At 61.3% G+C, this 14328-nt stretch carries 14 protein-coding genes; 9 read left to right on the top strand and 5 right to left on the bottom strand.

The window, feature by feature from the left end; genetic code table 11:
• Nucleotides 1-38: 38 nt before the first annotated feature.
• Nucleotides 39-1325, top strand: coding sequence for a serine--tRNA ligase (gene serS / locus KUF55_RS00310; RefSeq protein WP_132360901.1), 1287 nt, complete (start codon nucleotides 39-41; stop codon nucleotides 1323-1325).
• A gap of 177 nt (nucleotides 1326-1502) precedes the next feature.
• Nucleotides 1503-2354: an HAD family hydrolase gene (locus tag KUF55_RS00315; RefSeq protein ID WP_218817651.1), complete on the top strand. Its 852-nt coding sequence runs from the start codon at nucleotides 1503-1505 to the stop codon at nucleotides 2352-2354.
• Nucleotides 2355-2418: 64 nt separating this feature from the next.
• Here the strand turns inward: KUF55_RS00315 and KUF55_RS00320 are convergent, their stop codons facing one another.
• Entirely contained in the window at nucleotides 2419-2970 is a 552-nt protein-coding gene (locus tag KUF55_RS00320; protein WP_218817652.1) for an RDD family protein, read from the bottom strand.
• 163 nt (nucleotides 2971-3133) lie between these two features.
• Between KUF55_RS00320 and KUF55_RS00325 the strand changes: the two genes are divergently transcribed.
• Nucleotides 3134-3565 carry a hypothetical protein gene (locus KUF55_RS00325; RefSeq protein ID WP_132360907.1) on the top strand — a complete coding sequence of 144 codons (432 nt, stop codon included), beginning with the start codon at nucleotides 3134-3136 and terminating at the stop codon, nucleotides 3563-3565.
• Between the two features lie 28 nt (nucleotides 3566-3593).
• On the opposite strand, the gene KUF55_RS00330 is transcribed toward KUF55_RS00325, so the two are convergent.
• The 3 genes from KUF55_RS00330 to KUF55_RS00340 all read right to left on the bottom strand — a co-directional run bounded on the left by KUF55_RS00330 (nucleotide 3594) and on the right by KUF55_RS00340 (nucleotide 5493).
• Nucleotides 3594-4010, bottom strand: coding sequence for a DUF1761 domain-containing protein (locus tag KUF55_RS00330; protein ID WP_132360909.1), 417 nt, complete (start codon nucleotides 4008-4010; stop codon nucleotides 3594-3596).
• A gap of 93 nt (nucleotides 4011-4103) precedes the next feature.
• Nucleotides 4104-4718 carry a hypothetical protein gene (locus KUF55_RS00335; protein WP_132360911.1) on the bottom strand — a complete coding sequence of 205 codons (615 nt, stop codon included), beginning with the start codon at nucleotides 4716-4718 and terminating at the stop codon, nucleotides 4104-4106.
• A gap of 49 nt (nucleotides 4719-4767) precedes the next feature.
• Nucleotides 4768-5493: a YitT family protein gene (locus KUF55_RS00340; protein ID WP_218817653.1), complete on the bottom strand. Its 726-nt coding sequence runs from the start codon at nucleotides 5491-5493 to the stop codon at nucleotides 4768-4770.
• 120 nt (nucleotides 5494-5613) lie between these two features.
• Here KUF55_RS00340 and KUF55_RS00345 point away from each other — a divergent pair, with 120 nt between their 5' ends.
• On the top strand, nucleotides 5614-6966 hold the full coding sequence (locus KUF55_RS00345) for a PLP-dependent aminotransferase family protein (protein ID WP_218817654.1): 1353 nt from the start codon (nucleotides 5614-5616) through the stop codon (nucleotides 6964-6966).
• Nucleotides 6967-7081: 115 nt separating this feature from the next.
• On the opposite strand, the gene KUF55_RS00350 is transcribed toward KUF55_RS00345, so the two are convergent.
• Complete coding sequence (locus KUF55_RS00350) at nucleotides 7082-7567, bottom strand: inorganic diphosphatase (protein ID WP_132360915.1); 486 nt, start codon at nucleotides 7565-7567, stop codon at nucleotides 7082-7084.
• A 133-nt stretch (nucleotides 7568-7700) separates the two neighbouring features.
• On the opposite strand from KUF55_RS00350, the gene dacB reads away from it, so the two are divergent.
• From dacB to ftsH, 5 genes are all read left to right on the top strand, one after another.
• Nucleotides 7701-9116: a D-alanyl-D-alanine carboxypeptidase/D-alanyl-D-alanine-endopeptidase gene (gene dacB / locus KUF55_RS00355; RefSeq protein WP_218817655.1), complete on the top strand. Its 1416-nt coding sequence runs from the start codon at nucleotides 7701-7703 to the stop codon at nucleotides 9114-9116.
• A gap of 84 nt (nucleotides 9117-9200) precedes the next feature.
• The gene (locus KUF55_RS00360) at nucleotides 9201-10352 is read left to right on the top strand and encodes a zinc-dependent metalloprotease (RefSeq protein ID WP_218817656.1); all 1152 of its coding nucleotides are present in this window, start codon (nucleotides 9201-9203) and stop codon (nucleotides 10350-10352) included.
• Between the two features lie 54 nt (nucleotides 10353-10406).
• Complete coding sequence (gene tilS, locus KUF55_RS00365; protein WP_218817657.1) at nucleotides 10407-11420, top strand: tRNA lysidine(34) synthetase TilS; 1014 nt, start codon at nucleotides 10407-10409, stop codon at nucleotides 11418-11420.
• Nucleotides 11421-11550: 130 nt separating this feature from the next.
• Entirely contained in the window at nucleotides 11551-12129 is a 579-nt protein-coding gene (gene hpt, locus KUF55_RS00370) for a hypoxanthine phosphoribosyltransferase (protein ID WP_370630933.1), read from the top strand.
• Between the two features lie 230 nt (nucleotides 12130-12359).
• Nucleotides 12360-14315 carry an ATP-dependent zinc metalloprotease FtsH gene (ftsH, locus tag KUF55_RS00375; protein WP_218817658.1) on the top strand — a complete coding sequence of 652 codons (1956 nt, stop codon included), beginning with the start codon at nucleotides 12360-12362 and terminating at the stop codon, nucleotides 14313-14315.
• Nucleotides 14316-14328: the final 13 nt, after the last annotated feature.

Raw genomic sequence — 14328 nt, forward strand, 5'->3', positions numbered from 1 at the left:
AGTCTCCACAGACTATCGGGCATTGCTAGGCTTAGGGCGTGATCGACGTAAAACTACTCAGTGAAAATCCAGATTCCTTCCGTGCTTCGCAGCGTGCTCGCGGGGCGGATGAGTCCTTGATTGATGCAATTTTGGCGGCCGACACGGTACGCCGTGAGTCGATTGCATCCTTTGAAGCTCTCCGGGCCGAACAGAATGTGTTCAGCAAAAAGGTGGGTAAGGCCAAGGGTGAAGAAAAGCAGGCCCTGCTCGCCGAGGTCAAGGAACTCTCCCTCAACGTAAAGGCTGCCTCGGCTGCCTCGGATGAAGCCGCCGCTGCCTTCACGGCCCTGCAGCGCTCCATTCCGAACCTGATTCTCGACGGAGTTCCCTCCGGTGGCGAGGACGACTTCACGGTTGTTAAACACGTGGGCACCCCGCGTGACTTCGCTGCAGAAGGCTTCGAACCCCGCGACCACCTTGAGCTCGGTGAGTTGCTTGGCGCGATCGACATGGAACGCGGCGCGAAGGTCTCCGGGTCCCGCTTCTACTTCCTCAAGGGCATTGGCGCGCGCTTGGAAATCGCCCTGATGAACATGGCTTTGGATCAGGCCGTACAAAACGACTTCATCCCGATGATCACTCCGACCCTTGTGCGTCCCGAGACCATGCAGGGCACCGGCTTCGACGTCGCCCATGATGACGAGATCTACAAGCTCGAGCGCGACAACCTCTACTTGGTCGGCACCTCCGAAGTTGCGCTGGCCGGTTACCACGCCGATGAGATTCTTGATCTCTCGCAGGGCCCGACGCGTTACGCCGGCTGGTCCTCCTGCTACCGCCGCGAGGCAGGTTCTGCCGGCAAGGACACCCGCGGCATTATTCGCGTGCACCAGTTCAACAAGCTGGAAATGTTTGTTTACTGCTCCCCGGAGGAGTCCGAGGAACAGCACGCCAAGCTGCTGGCCTGGGAAGAAGAGATGCTGGCCAAGGTGGAATTGCCTTACCGCGTCATCGACACCGCGGCAGGCGATCTGGGCATGAGTGCGGCGCGAAAGTTTGACTGCGAAGCTTGGGTTCCGACTCAAGGCGATTACCGTGAGCTGACTTCGACCTCGAACTGCACCACGTTCCAGGCTCGCCGCCTGAACATCCGGGAACGTGAGATCGGTCCAGATGGCAAGCCGGGCAAGACTCGCTCGGTGGCAACACTGAACGGAACCCTAGCCACTACCCGCTGGATTGTGGCGATCTTGGAGCACCACCAGAACCCCGATGGTTCGGTGAACGTTCCGGTGGCGCTGCGACCGTACCTGGGCGGCATGGAAGTCATGCAGGTCCTCTAGGCCGCGTCGACAACAATAAACGCGCCTGGCGAGGGAATGTTTTCCCTCGCCAGCCGCGTTTAAGATCGCGAAAGATTGTGGCTGAAGAGCGTTTTTTGAAAGACATTCATGAAGCGTTCACGACTGATTGTGCTTTGGCTCATGACATGAATTCGATTTAGGTGCTTCACTGGTTAAATGACAGTTATGACAAGAGCCGGCATCGAAGACCGGTCAGAAGCAACCGAAACGTACATGATTTGCCTTGATGTTGACGGCACGTTGGTCAACCACGACGGGCAAATGAGCCAAACCGTCAAGGATTCGGCACGAGCCATCGTGGAATCCGGACACGAGGTGGTGATCTCCACCGGGCGCTCGCTCGGCGCGACGCTCCCGGTGATCCAGATGCTTGGCATCGAAAGCGGCTATGCCGTCTGCTGCAATGGCGGGGTCACCGCACGCATCGATACAACACTCGAGGATGGCTACGAAGTCATCGAGCGGAAGACCTTTAACCCGGCGCCCGCCCTGCGGGCGCTGATCAAGGCGCTGCCAACGGCCAAATACGCACTGGAAAACGATCGGGGAGAGTTCCTCTCCACCGAACGTTTTCAAGACGCCAGCTTTGGCGTTGTGGCGGTTCCCGTGACGCTGGATGAAATGCTCGAGGCCACCGCGGTTCGTCTGGTGGTTTTCTCCACCGACGCCACCGCCGAAGACTTCGGTGCTGCGGTCGGATCCATGGGGCTCTCCGGCGTCACCTACTCGGTGGGTTGGACCGCCTGGTTGGACATCGCCGCCGAGGGCGTCACCAAGGCCAGCGGCCTAGAGGTGCTACGTGCTCGTCGCGGCTTCGACATCGAGCAGACCATCGCCGTGGGTGATGGCCGCAACGACATCGAGATGCTGGGGTGGGCGCACCGTGGAGTGGCCATGGGGCAGGCGCCAGATGAGGTCAAGGCAGCTGCCGATGAGATCACCGGCGGCGTGGACGACGACGGACTGGCAACGGTCCTTGATGGCATTCTGGAGCGCGCAGTAGCCTAAGGCTCGAGCAGCCTATCCACTGAGTTGGCGCTCGCCACGGCATCCCGCCGTGGCGAGTTTTTCCTTAAGTCGAGCGAAGGGCAGCGGTGCGTCGCTTGTCGATGCTCCCGTGCAGGATTCGTTGCATGTCCCCGGTGTTGTTGAATCCGTTAAGGTAGCCAGCGACAATCAGTACGGGAGCCGTGATGAACAAGACGATGCGATAGAACATGATCCATCCGCCACGCCAGAAGCCCGGGGCCTTAGCGTTTTTCAGGCGGACGATGCGCGTACCAAGAATCAACGTTCCAATGCTGTTCCCACTGGCGCAGCAGAAGCCATAGACCCAGGACAACAGCACGAGGGCAAACGCCATGAACCCGAAGAAGTCCACCGCCGAGGCGGCGCCGGAACACAGCACCGCGGCAACTAAGCCGACAAAGATCAGGTCGATGAGCCACGCCGCAAGGATTCGCCCGAGTCGTGGTTGTACGCCCCACGATCCGTCCCCGAACTGTGAGGGAACCAGCGGGTGGTAATTCTCCATGGGTACATCGGCCAACGATGAGACGCGTTTCGCCGGAACCGTACGCTCTTGGGCTTTGCCGGCGACGGAGAATTCTTCGGAGTCATTCAACGTGGGACCCACCAGTGTTTTATCGATTCGATAGTCATCAAACTTGATTCTACAAGGGATGCTGCGGCTTCTGCATGGATGAACGGCAATTCCCACGAGTGCCCGCGCCGAACCCACGTCCGGCTGCGGTCCCCGGGCATCATGAGTGACTATGCTTAAACCCATGAAACGCGCCGGAGTCCTTGCCCTGTCCTTGCTCGGTGTGGGGGCTTTACTCACCGGGTGCTCCTCGCCGGATGTCATCTGCAATACCGGGGAGACCACCGTTCAAAGCGCCATGAGTCATTTGGTCAGCTCCACTCTTGAGCAGGACCAAATCGAGGTATGCCGGGTTACCACCACGGGTGGCACCGACACCGTCGGCGCGCAATTCAACAGGCTCTCGAAACAGCTGGAAGCCCTCGATGTGGCCGAGGGTTTCACCGTGGAGGCGGTGGTCCATTCCGAGCTGGGTCACTGGTCGGAATTAACGCTCAGCACCCCTAGCCATCCCGAGGGCATCCGTTTTGATGTGTTTGAACGCGGTGGAAAGTACACCATCGGGTGGCTGGAATTTGAGCAGGTTCCGCTTCCTTCCCAGACGCCTGCCCCATAAGTCCTTGGCCGCCCGAACCGTTGAGTTATTAGACGGCAAATAGCCCGATGATCAGGCCCATGACCATGAAGGTCACCAGTTCATGGACACAGTTCAAGATCGTCAGCCCGATGGGTCGACCCTCAAAGGCATCGTGTGTGATGAAACGCGCGGCGGTGAATCCGCCCCACAGGATCAGCGCGGTGAGCAGCGCATTACTCAGGAAAGATCCGCCGTAGAAGGCGAAGGACAGGTACGTTGCCCCGGCTAGCACCCAGGCACTGACAAAGCTCACGATCAGCGTGACCACAATCGGGATGACGGCACTTTTACCTTCGCCGGGTGTCACCTTGGCTAGTCGCATCCAGTAGTTGCCGAACACCTTGGGTGTGTACCAAATGCTTCCCACCACCATGGTCGAAATCGTGGCAACAACCACGGCGATCCAATTGATTTCCGGAACCATCGTTTGCTCCTTAGGCCATCGTGCGGGGTGTGAATACCGAGCGAGCTATGATCGCTTGGTCATGCCGATCCTACGTGCGCAACCCGCTGATGACTAGGGGCCGAAGGAAAGCTCCGGAGACGCGATGATGCGCAATAACCGGGCGGCGGCCGGGCGAGCGGCCCATTCCTCCACCCACGCCGAACGAACCACCGCTTTGGACACCGCCTGGGCACTGATGCCAAGTTCCGCCGCAACGAGTTTCTGCTGACCTCTGACCCCGGGAGTCAGCAAGTCCAGCACCGCCCACTCCGCAGCACTCCGGGTGCTGACAATTTGTCCCAGGAGACGCAGCACGGCCTCGGCCTCGGAGGCTAGGGCTGGATGTGCACCGATAACGCTTAACGGAATCCGATCCCCGGTGTGTTCCGAGCGCTCCAGCGCGGTGTGCGCGTAACCAAGCGCCGTTCCTTGGAGGTACTTGGCCGTTCGGGGTACCGGTTCGTAAAGGCTGCCGACACCAAGACCGACAAACCAATGATGGCTGCGCAGCGCCATCAGGACAACGTGCACCGCGTCTTCGGCGCGTTCCGGGACCCCTACAACCATGGCGGGTCCGGAGCGCTGGAAGGGCGTCAGTGCGGGAATTGACTCGAGCGAGGCGAGCATTTCATCAACAAGGTCACCGTCGACGCGTCGATCGCGTTGCTTAAGGGTTAGGACATACACAATCCCCATTATGCAGCGCAATGCCGCGTTCGTCTGGATAAACGCCGAACTAGCCGTGCGTGGGTGGTTGTCCAGCGGTGGCCGTTGACACCGCGGGGGAGTCGTTGAGCGTTTCCTCAAGAACTGGCTGGATGCCGAGATCGATGATGCAAAAGCGCAGAAAAAGTTGGGTGAGCGGGCCGATGGCCAATGCATAGATGATGGTTCCAAATCCGACAATTCCGCCCAAGAACCAGCCGATCACCAACACCATGACCTCAACACCGGTGCGCGCCAAGCGCAGACTGATTCCGGTGCGGGCATGTAACCCGGTCATCAGTCCATCGCGCGGACCCGGGCCCAACTGGCTGCCAATGTACAGCCCACCGCCGAGGCCATTGACCAACAGTGAGCCGGCAAAGAGTGCCAACTGCGCGGGGAGACCGTGAACCTCGGGAATGAAGGCCAGCGCGACATCGGCGGATAGGCCGATCCAGATGACGTTGGCGATGGTGCCCAGGCCGGGCATTTGTCGCAGTGGAATCCAGAGCAGCAGGACCAAGAAGCCGAAGATGATCACGACGGTGCCTAAGCTAAGTCCGGTGTGCAGGGTGACGCCGTAGTGCAGCACGTCCCACGGAGCTAGGCCAAGTCCCGAGCGAACAAATCCCGCCATGGCCGCTCCGAAGAGCGACAGGCCCACAAAAAGCTGGATGATGCGGTAGGGCAGGCGGCCGGCTCGTAATTGTGCCAGGGGGGTCAAGCGGGCCAGTTCGGGGGAGCGGAGCTTTGTCATGAATCAATCATCACCGTAAATGGCCTTCAAAAAAAGAGCCAATTGCCGCACACTGGACTTATGTCAGTCATCACACGTCATCTGCCCGCCCGTAGCCTGCGCAGCATGCTGGGAACCCGAGTGGGCGAACAACCCGCCTACAGCTGGCTGGCCGAGGGAATCCGGCAGCTGGTATCCAACGGACGAGTACTGCACGGCACCATGCTGCCCAGCGAGCGCGAATTGGTGAGCGAACTGGGCATGAGTCGCACCACCGTCACCCGGGCCTATCAGGAGTTACGAGAACGCGGCTTCGCCGAAGCCAAGCAGGGATCTGGCACCAGGATCCGGATCCCCGGCGGAGACATCGGGGGCGGCTCCGAGCCGCTGGCCGTGGGTATTCAGGAAACGCTTCCGAGCGGTGGCATCGACCTCACCTGCGGGGCACCCACCGCCCCGGTGGGTCTGGCCAGCTACTACGAACGCGCCCTGGACCAACTACCCGGCTATATCGGCGGGATGGGTTACTACCCGATGGGTTTGCCCGTGCTCCGCGAAACCATCGCGCATGAGTACACTCGACGAAACCTTCCCACGAGCCCGGACCAGATCATCGTCACCGCAGGCGCACTGTCGGCGGTGGCCACCGCGGCCCGCGCGGTGCTCGCGCGCGGTGCTCGAGTGCTGGCCGAAAGCCCCAGCTACCCCAATTCGGTGACATCGCTGCGGCAGCACGGAGCCCGCATGACGGCCCTGCCGATCGGCCCCGAGGGCAGCGATATCCCGGGCATCGAGGCAGCGCTGGCACGCGGCGGCATCAGCGCCATGTTGTGCCTGCCCGACTTTCACAACCCAACCGGAACCTTGCTGGACAACGCGGGGCGTGAACGCTGGGCCCGGGCGCTGGTGACCCATGACGTCCGCGGGATCATCGATGAAACCAATGCCGACTTGTGGCTTGATGATCGACCCGACGTTCTGCCGATGGCCACGTTTGCCCCGAGCCTGATTACCGTGGGCAGTGCTAGTAAAACCTATTGGGGAGGATTGCGGCTGGGCTGGATCAGGGCGCCACGGGAACTCATTGGGGCCATCAACCAGGTTCGCTCCACCGTAGACTTGGGCGCACCGGTGCTGGAGCAATTGGTGCTGAACCTCTTGATGACCGAACGAGCGGGATTGGACTCTCCCACGCGCGCCGAGCTGCGCAAAAATCGCGATTGGACTCATGCCGCGTTGGGCGCTCAGGTACCCGAGTGGAGCATTCAAAAGCCCGGTGGAGGCATGTCACTCTGGTGTAATTTACCGGCCCCGCGATCCATGGCCTTGGTGGCACAGGCCAAGAAAAGCGGTCTGATCCTGAGCCCCGGGTCCACCTTCGCGGTAAATGATCACGGTTTAGAACATTGGGTGCGGGTGCCCTACGCCCTAGATACCCAGCAATTGGAAAGAGCCGTGCCGCTACTGGTATCCGCCTGGAAGACCGTCGCCTGAGAGCGAATCGACCAATGAGCCCAAAATGAGTTAACAAGAACGGGGCAAGGTCTCTCGCATGACTGCGAAGGACCTTGCCCCGTTGGCTTCAGCTCCGGCACAGCCGGAGCTCAACTTAGCCCTGAGTCTTGAACCGCTCGATCGAGCGCTCCAGCTCGGCTTCGGCGGCCGCGCGGCCTTCCCAGCCCTCGGCCTTAACCCACTTGCCCGGCTCCAGATCCTTGTAGCGCAGGAAGAAGTGCTCGATTTCCTTGATGAGCCATCCGTCAAGGTCCTCGAATTCCTGAATGTGGTCAAAGCGCTTATCCGCAGGAACGCAGACGAGCTTGGCGTCTCCGCCACCGTCGTCGGTCATGTTGAACACGGCGATCGGGCGGGACTCGACGACAACGCCCGGGAACAGGTCAACGCCCGGAATGAAGACCAAGGCGTCCAACGGATCGCCGTCTTCGCCCAGGGTGTCATCAAAGAAACCGTAGTGGGTCGGGTACTGCATGGAGGTGAACAGCACGCGGTCCAGACGCAGACGGTGCGTCTCGTGATCGATCTCGTACTTCACACGCGATCCGGCAGGGATCTCGATGGTGACGTCGTGGCTCATGAAAAGTCTCCTCGACTCTCGTGACCAGCGGCATGTGCGGACGCGGGCGCGTCTGATTGCCGTCTAGTCTTAGGGGTGCTGCGCTTAAGGGTATATGGCGCGGCGGGACTACGACGATTTCGAAGGATGCAGCATGAAAATAACGCACCCATTTTGGCGTGCAGGAATTCTGGCAGTAGTGGCCGGAATCCTGCTGGGGCTGCTCACCTTCTTCCTTATTCCCGTGTTCTCACCAGAGAAAAAGCCAGAAGCCGTGGCACCTGCGGCTCCTGCAGTATTGGCTGCCGCCAGCGCTACGGCGCTGCCGGCCCTCGATCCGGCGCTCGGGGCACCGGAGACCACGGCGCTGGCACAAACGCTTGATCCGATCTTCGCTTCCGCCACTGGGGCCACCATCACCGCCAGCGTCATTGACGTGGCCACCGGTGAGGAAGCGTATTCACGATCCGGAGCCACCCCGGGCACCCCCGCCTCCAGCCTGAAGGTCCTCACCGCGGTTGCCGCCACCCACGCAATGGGTGAAAACACTCGATTCAGTACCAAGACGGTGCTCAAGGACCCCACAACCGTGGTGTTGGTGGGCGGAGGTGACGTGTTGCTGGGAGCGGGAGAAAATTCCGCATCCGTCAGCGGCCACGCCGGGCTTGGCACCCTCGCCAAGCACACCGCCACCGCCCTGGCTGCGGCCCAAAGCAGCGGCCAGGTCGGGGACGACATCACGATTCAGCTAGACGAATCGCTCTTTAGCGGTGAAGCAATGAACCCCGCCTGGGACGCTTCATTGCTCGCCTCAAACGACATTGCCCCCATCTCTCCGCTGGCGCTGTACGGAGCCAGGGCCGACGCCGGAGCGAAGACAGCACGGGTGGCCGATCCCGGAATGTATGCCGCCAAGACCTTTGCCTCGGCACTGGGCAGCGCATTAAAAGCGGCCAACGGCCCCACGCTTTCCGCCACCGTCACGCGGACCGACTCCGGCACCGAGGGCACCGAGTTGGCCTCGGTGAAATCTGCACCCCTGAGCGAACAGCTGCAATTCATGCTGGAAGTTTCGGATAACTACGTGGCCGAGACCATGGGCCGCTTGGTGGCCGTGGCCGGCAAGGAGCCAGGGGACTACGCCCACGGTGCTGCGGCAGTGGCGCGGGTCGTGGGGGAGTTGGGCATCAACACCACCGGGCTCGTTTTGCTCGATACCTCTGGGTTAGCTGCCGCCGATTTGGTGGCCCCGCTGACCCTGGCCTCGGCACTGGCCTACGCCGCGAGCTCGGAGCACGCCTCGCTGCGCAATATCAGTTATTGGTTGCCTGTTGCCGGTGCAACCGGGACCCTGACCTCGCGCCTGGGAACACCGGAGACGCGCGGGGTGTTGCGCGCTAAAACGGGATCGCTGATGGAAGTATCCAGTCTCACCGGACTGAGCGTGACCCAGGACGGACGCTTAGTGGCGTTCTCCTTCCTGGTCCACACCTCCGATCGGACCATTGCGCCGCACAAGGGCGTTCTTGACGCCGCAGCTTTGGCGCTCACCCAGTGCGGTTGCAGCTAAGCCCAGGCACACACATCAAATTCCAAGGTTTTGCCCAACGCGCAATCCCGGTTTGCGGGCCTAAATCGTGATGGGATGGAGGGCATGACCACCACCGATTTCCGGCTGATCAACTGGGACCTTGCCGCCAGCACCGCAGCCAAACTCTCCACCGCCGGGCCGAGCCTCACCGAGGCCGAGATCACCACGGTAGTTGCCGACCTGCGCCGCAAGGCGGAGGCCTCGGTTGAACACGTGCACCGCATCACCGGCTTAGCAGCGGCCGCGGATCTGAGAGATTCGCAGGTGCTAATCGTTGATCGGGCGTCGTGGGCCAAGGCCAACACCCAAAGCTTTGAGGCCATGCTAGCTCCGGCCATGGAGACGCTGGCCAAGACCCGCGGCGAAAAGATCTCCGAAGCCACGCAGCTACTTTCGGCCACCGCCACGGGGGTGGAAATGGGTGCCATCTTGGCCTTCATGTCCTCGAAGGTCCTGGGCCAATATGACCCATTTGCCGGGCTGCTGCGCGCAGATCTCCCCACGGGTGGCCGGTTGATGCTGGTGGCACCAAACATCGTCGCCATCGAGCGGGAGCTCAAGGTGGATGCAAATGACTTCCGACTCTGGGTCACGCTTCACGAACAGACCCACCGCGTGCAATTCGCCGCAGCACCCTGGCTGCGCGATCATCTGCAGTCCAAGATTGTCGAGCTGTTGGCCTCGCTGCTGGCAGAACCGGAGGCACTGGGTGAGCGCCTGCGGGCCGCCGCCAGTGATGTGATGCGCGGTGCGAAGGCGCTAGAAAAGTCTGTGGCTACCGCGAAGGACGCAGAGGGGATCGAATCCGGCGGGGTGCTTTCAGCGCTGCGCACCCGGGAACAAAAGGAAATTCTCTCCCACATCACCGCCGTGATGTCGCTACTGGAAGGCCATGCCAACGTCGTGATGGACGCGGTGGATTCCTCCATTGTGCCAACGGTACGTACCATCCGACAGCGCTTTGGCGGCCGTGGAAAAGACCGTGGAATGGTGGAGAAGTGGCTGCGCAAGGTCCTGGGCCTTGACGCCAAAATGCGGCAATACGCCGACGGGCAACGATTTGTGAACCGAGCGGTGAAGCTGATGGGGATGGAGGGCTTTAACCGCGTCTGGGATTCTGCGGAGAACCTACCCAGTGAAAACGAATTGCACCATCCCGAGTTGTGGGTTCAGCGGCTCGATGGCACACCGGATCCCAGCCCTCTAGAAGGCTAAGTCCACACACCAAGGCAACATACGCAAGGCAACGATCCGCAGGAAGGGAAGCTGATGGGCGGGAAACTACCCCGCGTGCTGGCCGATGCGCGAAATGCCATCCGGGCCATGGTCGAAACCGGATCCACGGTCTTGGTGGCCTGTAGTGGCGGAGCAGATTCGCTGGCCTTGGCCGCGAGCGCGGCATTCCTGAACCGCAAGGGCGAAATTCGCGCCGGTGCCGTCGTGGTTAATCATCGGATGCAGCCCGGCAGTGCCGAGGTGGCCAGCGCCGCCGCCGCGCAGTGTCGAGCATTAGGGCTAAACCCGGTGTTGGTGCTGGAGGTGGATGTTGCCGATTCCAGCGAACAGGCTGCCCGGATCGCCCGCTACGAAGCCCTGGAAATTGCCCTTGAGCGAACCGGGGCAACTCACATCTTGCTCGGACACACCCTAGATGACCAGGCCGAACAGGTAATGCTGGGGCTGGCACGCGGCTCCGGCACCCTGTCGTTGGCCGGCATGCCAGCGGTCCGCGGACCCTTCTTACGTCCGCTCTTGGGAATGGACCGCAGTGCCATGGAAAAAATTTGCGCGCACGAGCAGCTGAACTACTGGGAAGATCCAACCAACACCGATCCCACCTACCTGCGCAATGACATCAGGCATCGGCTGATGCCGGTACTGCGCGAGGTGCTCGGCGAGCAGGTATCCCGGGCTCTGGCCCGGACCGCGGCACTGGCTCGTGCGGACGCCGCCTACCTCGATGAGCAGGCCGCTCTCGCCCTCCTGGAAGCAACCCGGGCGAGCACCGAGCACGAGCGCCGCCTCGATTTGAACGTTTTACGGGCGCTGCCCGGCCCGCTACGTAGCCGAGTGTTACGCCAAGGAATTTCCGGCCTCGGCGCGCCGAGCCCGGACTTTGAGCGATTGAGCGCGCTGGATCATTTAGTGCGGGATTCGAAATCGGCGGGCCCCATCGAGCTTGAGGGTCAGGTGCTGGCCACCCGCGTTGCTGGGCCCCGGTTAGCGGCCGGAGAATCCGCATTCCTGAGGCTCCGCAGGCCACCTGCGGGCAGCGATATTTGAGAATTGCCTCACACTCACCCCGGGTCGTACCGCCAAGTCGCGGCAAGAATGCGTGGGCTCGTTCCCCGCTAGCACGCAGATTGTGGCACTCTAGACCGTGGGTATAACGCCCTCCCCTCGACCGGTTTTAATGCCGACCCCAGAACCAGGAGCCCTCGTGGATTCGAAAGACGTCAGCGCAGATTTGGCGCATGTCCTCTACACCAAGGAAGAAATCCAGGCCAAGATCGAAGAGTTGGCCGCGCGGATTGACGCCGATTACGTTGGCCGGGACATCCTGGTTGTCGGTGTGCTCAAGGGCGCCGTCATGGTCATGGCCGATCTGGTCCGTGCCCTGCACTCCCACGTCACCATGGACTGGATGGCAGTCTCCTCCTACGGTTCGGGCACCCAGTCCTCCGGTGTCGTACGGATCCTCAAGGACCTCGATACCGACCTTCTGGGCAAGGATGTGCTGATCGTTGAGGACATCATCGACTCCGGTCTGACACTGTCCTGGTTGCTGGCCAACCTACATTCGCGCGGCCCGGCATCGGTGGAAATCTGCACCTTGTTGCGCAAGCCGGAAGCCGCCAAGGTTCAGATCGACGTTAAGTACGTCGGCATGGAAATCCCCAACGAATTTGTTGTCGGTTACGGCCTTGACTTCGACGAGAAGTACCGCAACCTGGACTTCATCGGAACCCTGGCACCGCACATCTACGAGTAATCAATAACGCTTGGCACAGACGCTGCGCGTCGGTGTTGTGATGGCCGTTTCCGGATCCCGGAGGCGGCCATCGCGCTACTTACGCCCAAAGGGGAACTTATCGGCTTGCTTGTCCGTGGGTACCGGATAGGGCGTTTACTTATTAACGTGCAGCAAGATTCAGGCGTCGCCCAGACGCCCGGACGATAACCGTCCGAAAGCAGGAGGGATGGGGCGGGACCCCCATATCAATGAACGCGAAAAAGATCTTCAACAGCTGGATCGTTTGGGTGCTACTCGGTGCCGCGATATTGCTGATTTTCCTGCCGACTCTTTTGGGCGGTAACTCCGGGCGCATTGACACTTCGGTGGGTATGGCGCTGCTCAAGGACTCCAAAGTCGCCGAGGCGAAGATCTTCGACGGTGAGCAGCGAGTCGACCTCACACTGAAGGAACCGCTCACCATTGACGGTGCCGACAAGGGCAAAAGCGTCGAGTTCTACTACTCCCAGCCCCGTGGCACCCAGGTGGTAGAGGCGGTGAACGCCGCTAATCTCGACGGCTACACCGACCAGCCCGTGCAGACCAACTGGTTCACCTCCATGCTCGGCTTCCTGATCCCGATGATCCTCATTGTGGGTCTGTTCTGGTTTATCCTTTCCCGCTCCCAGGGCGGCGGATCCAAGGTCATGCAGTTCGGCAAGTCCCGTGCCAAGCTGATCACGAAAGACATGCCCCAGGTGACGTTTGCCGATGTCGCGGGAGCCGAAGAGGCAGTGGAAGAACTCCACGAAATCAAGGAATTCTTGCGCGAACCGGGTAAGTTCCAGGCGGTCGGCGCGAAGATCCCCAAGGGCGTCTTGCTCTACGGCCCTCCGGGTACCGGTAAGACCCTGCTCGCCAAGGCAGTTGCCGGCGAGGCGGGCGTGCCCTTCTACTCGATTTCCGGTTCGGACTTCGTCGAAATGTTTGTTGGCGTTGGCGCCTCGCGCGTTCGTGACCTCTTTGAGCAGGCCAAGACCAACTCCCCGGCCATCATCTTCGTTGATGAGATCGACGCGGTGGGACGTCACCGCGGTGCTGGCATCGGCGGCGGCAACGATGAGCGCGAACAGACGCTGAACCAGCTCTTGGTGGAGATGGACGGCTTCGACGCCACCACCAACGTCATCCTGATCGCCGCAACCAACCGTGCCGACGTGCTTGACCCGGCACTGCTGCGCCCGGGACGCTTTGACCGCCAGATCCCGGTGGAGGCACCGGATATGATCGGCCGCGAGCAGATCCTTAAGGTCCACGCGCAGGGCAAGCCGATGGCTACCAACGTTGACCTCAAGGCCGTGGCCAAGAAGACCCCGGGTTACACCGGTGCCGATTTGGCCAACGTCCTGAATGAGGCAGCGCTGCTCACCGCTCGCTCCAACGCCCAGCTGATCGATGATCGCGCGCTGGATGAAGCCATTGACCGTGTCATGGCCGGCCCGCAGAAGCGCAGCCGCTTGATGAAGGAACACGAACGTAAGATCACCGCCTACCACGAGGGTGGACACGCCCTGGTGGCTGCGGCCATGCGCCAGACGGCACCGGTCACCAAGGTGACCATCCTGCCGCGCGGCCGGGCCCTGGGTTACACCATGGTGGTTCCCGACGATGATAAGTACTCGGTGACTCGCAACGAGTTGCTGGACCAGATGGCCTACGCCATGGGTGGTCGCGTCGCCGAGGAAATTGTTTTCCACGATCCCTCCACCGGTGCGTCAAACGACATCGAAAAGGCGACAGCCACCGCACGTGCCATGGTCACCGACTACGGCATGAGCGAACGCATTGGCGCCGTGAAACTGGGCTCCTCCTCCGGGGATGCCATGTACGGACAGGCGGCAAGCCGCAGCTACTCCGAAACCATGGCGAACGTGGTTGACGAGGAAGTTCGCACGCTCATCGACGCGGCTCACGACGACGCCTACGCGGCGCTGACGGAAAACCGGCACGTGCTTGATCGTCTGGCCTTGGCCCTGCTGGAGCACGAGACGCTGAACCAGAAGGAAATCGCCGAGATCTTCCACGACCTCATCAAGCGCCCGGAGCGCGAGGTCTGGCTGAGCAAGGACACCCGTCCGGTACACGCGGCTGGCCCGGTGCTCTCCGCCAAGGAGATCGCCGCCGAAGCAGTCGCTGGAACTTCCAGCGACGTCACCGGCGAGTAAGCCACAGCACACA

The organism is Paeniglutamicibacter sp. Y32M11 (assembly GCF_019285735.1).
Classification (GTDB): domain Bacteria; phylum Actinomycetota; class Actinomycetes; order Actinomycetales; family Micrococcaceae; genus Paeniglutamicibacter.

What these genes read in the sequence shown, in the direction of transcription:
- tilS (WP_218817657.1), top strand. Translation starts at nt 10,407, where the DNA reads ATGGGCGGGAAACTACCCCGCGTGCTGGCCGATGCGCGAAATGCCATC.
- KUF55_RS00330 (WP_132360909.1), bottom strand. Translation starts at nt 4,010, where the DNA reads ATGGTTCCGGAAATCAATTGGATCGCCGTGGTTGTTGCCACGATTTCG.
- hpt (WP_370630933.1), top strand. Translation starts at nt 11,551, where the DNA reads ATGCCGACCCCAGAACCAGGAGCCCTCGTGGATTCGAAAGACGTCAGC.
- dacB (WP_218817655.1), top strand. Translation starts at nt 7,701, where the DNA reads ATGAAAATAACGCACCCATTTTGGCGTGCAGGAATTCTGGCAGTAGTG.
- KUF55_RS00325 (WP_132360907.1), top strand. Translation starts at nt 3,134, where the DNA reads ATGAAACGCGCCGGAGTCCTTGCCCTGTCCTTGCTCGGTGTGGGGGCT.
- KUF55_RS00340 (WP_218817653.1), bottom strand. Translation starts at nt 5,493, where the DNA reads ATGACAAAGCTCCGCTCCCCCGAACTGGCCCGCTTGACCCCCCTGGCA.
- KUF55_RS00315 (WP_218817651.1), top strand. Translation starts at nt 1,503, where the DNA reads ATGACAGTTATGACAAGAGCCGGCATCGAAGACCGGTCAGAAGCAACC.
- ftsH (WP_218817658.1), top strand. Translation starts at nt 12,360, where the DNA reads ATGAACGCGAAAAAGATCTTCAACAGCTGGATCGTTTGGGTGCTACTC.
- KUF55_RS00360 (WP_218817656.1), top strand. Translation starts at nt 9,201, where the DNA reads ATGACCACCACCGATTTCCGGCTGATCAACTGGGACCTTGCCGCCAGC.
- KUF55_RS00350 (WP_132360915.1), bottom strand. Translation starts at nt 7,567, where the DNA reads ATGAGCCACGACGTCACCATCGAGATCCCTGCCGGATCGCGTGTGAAG.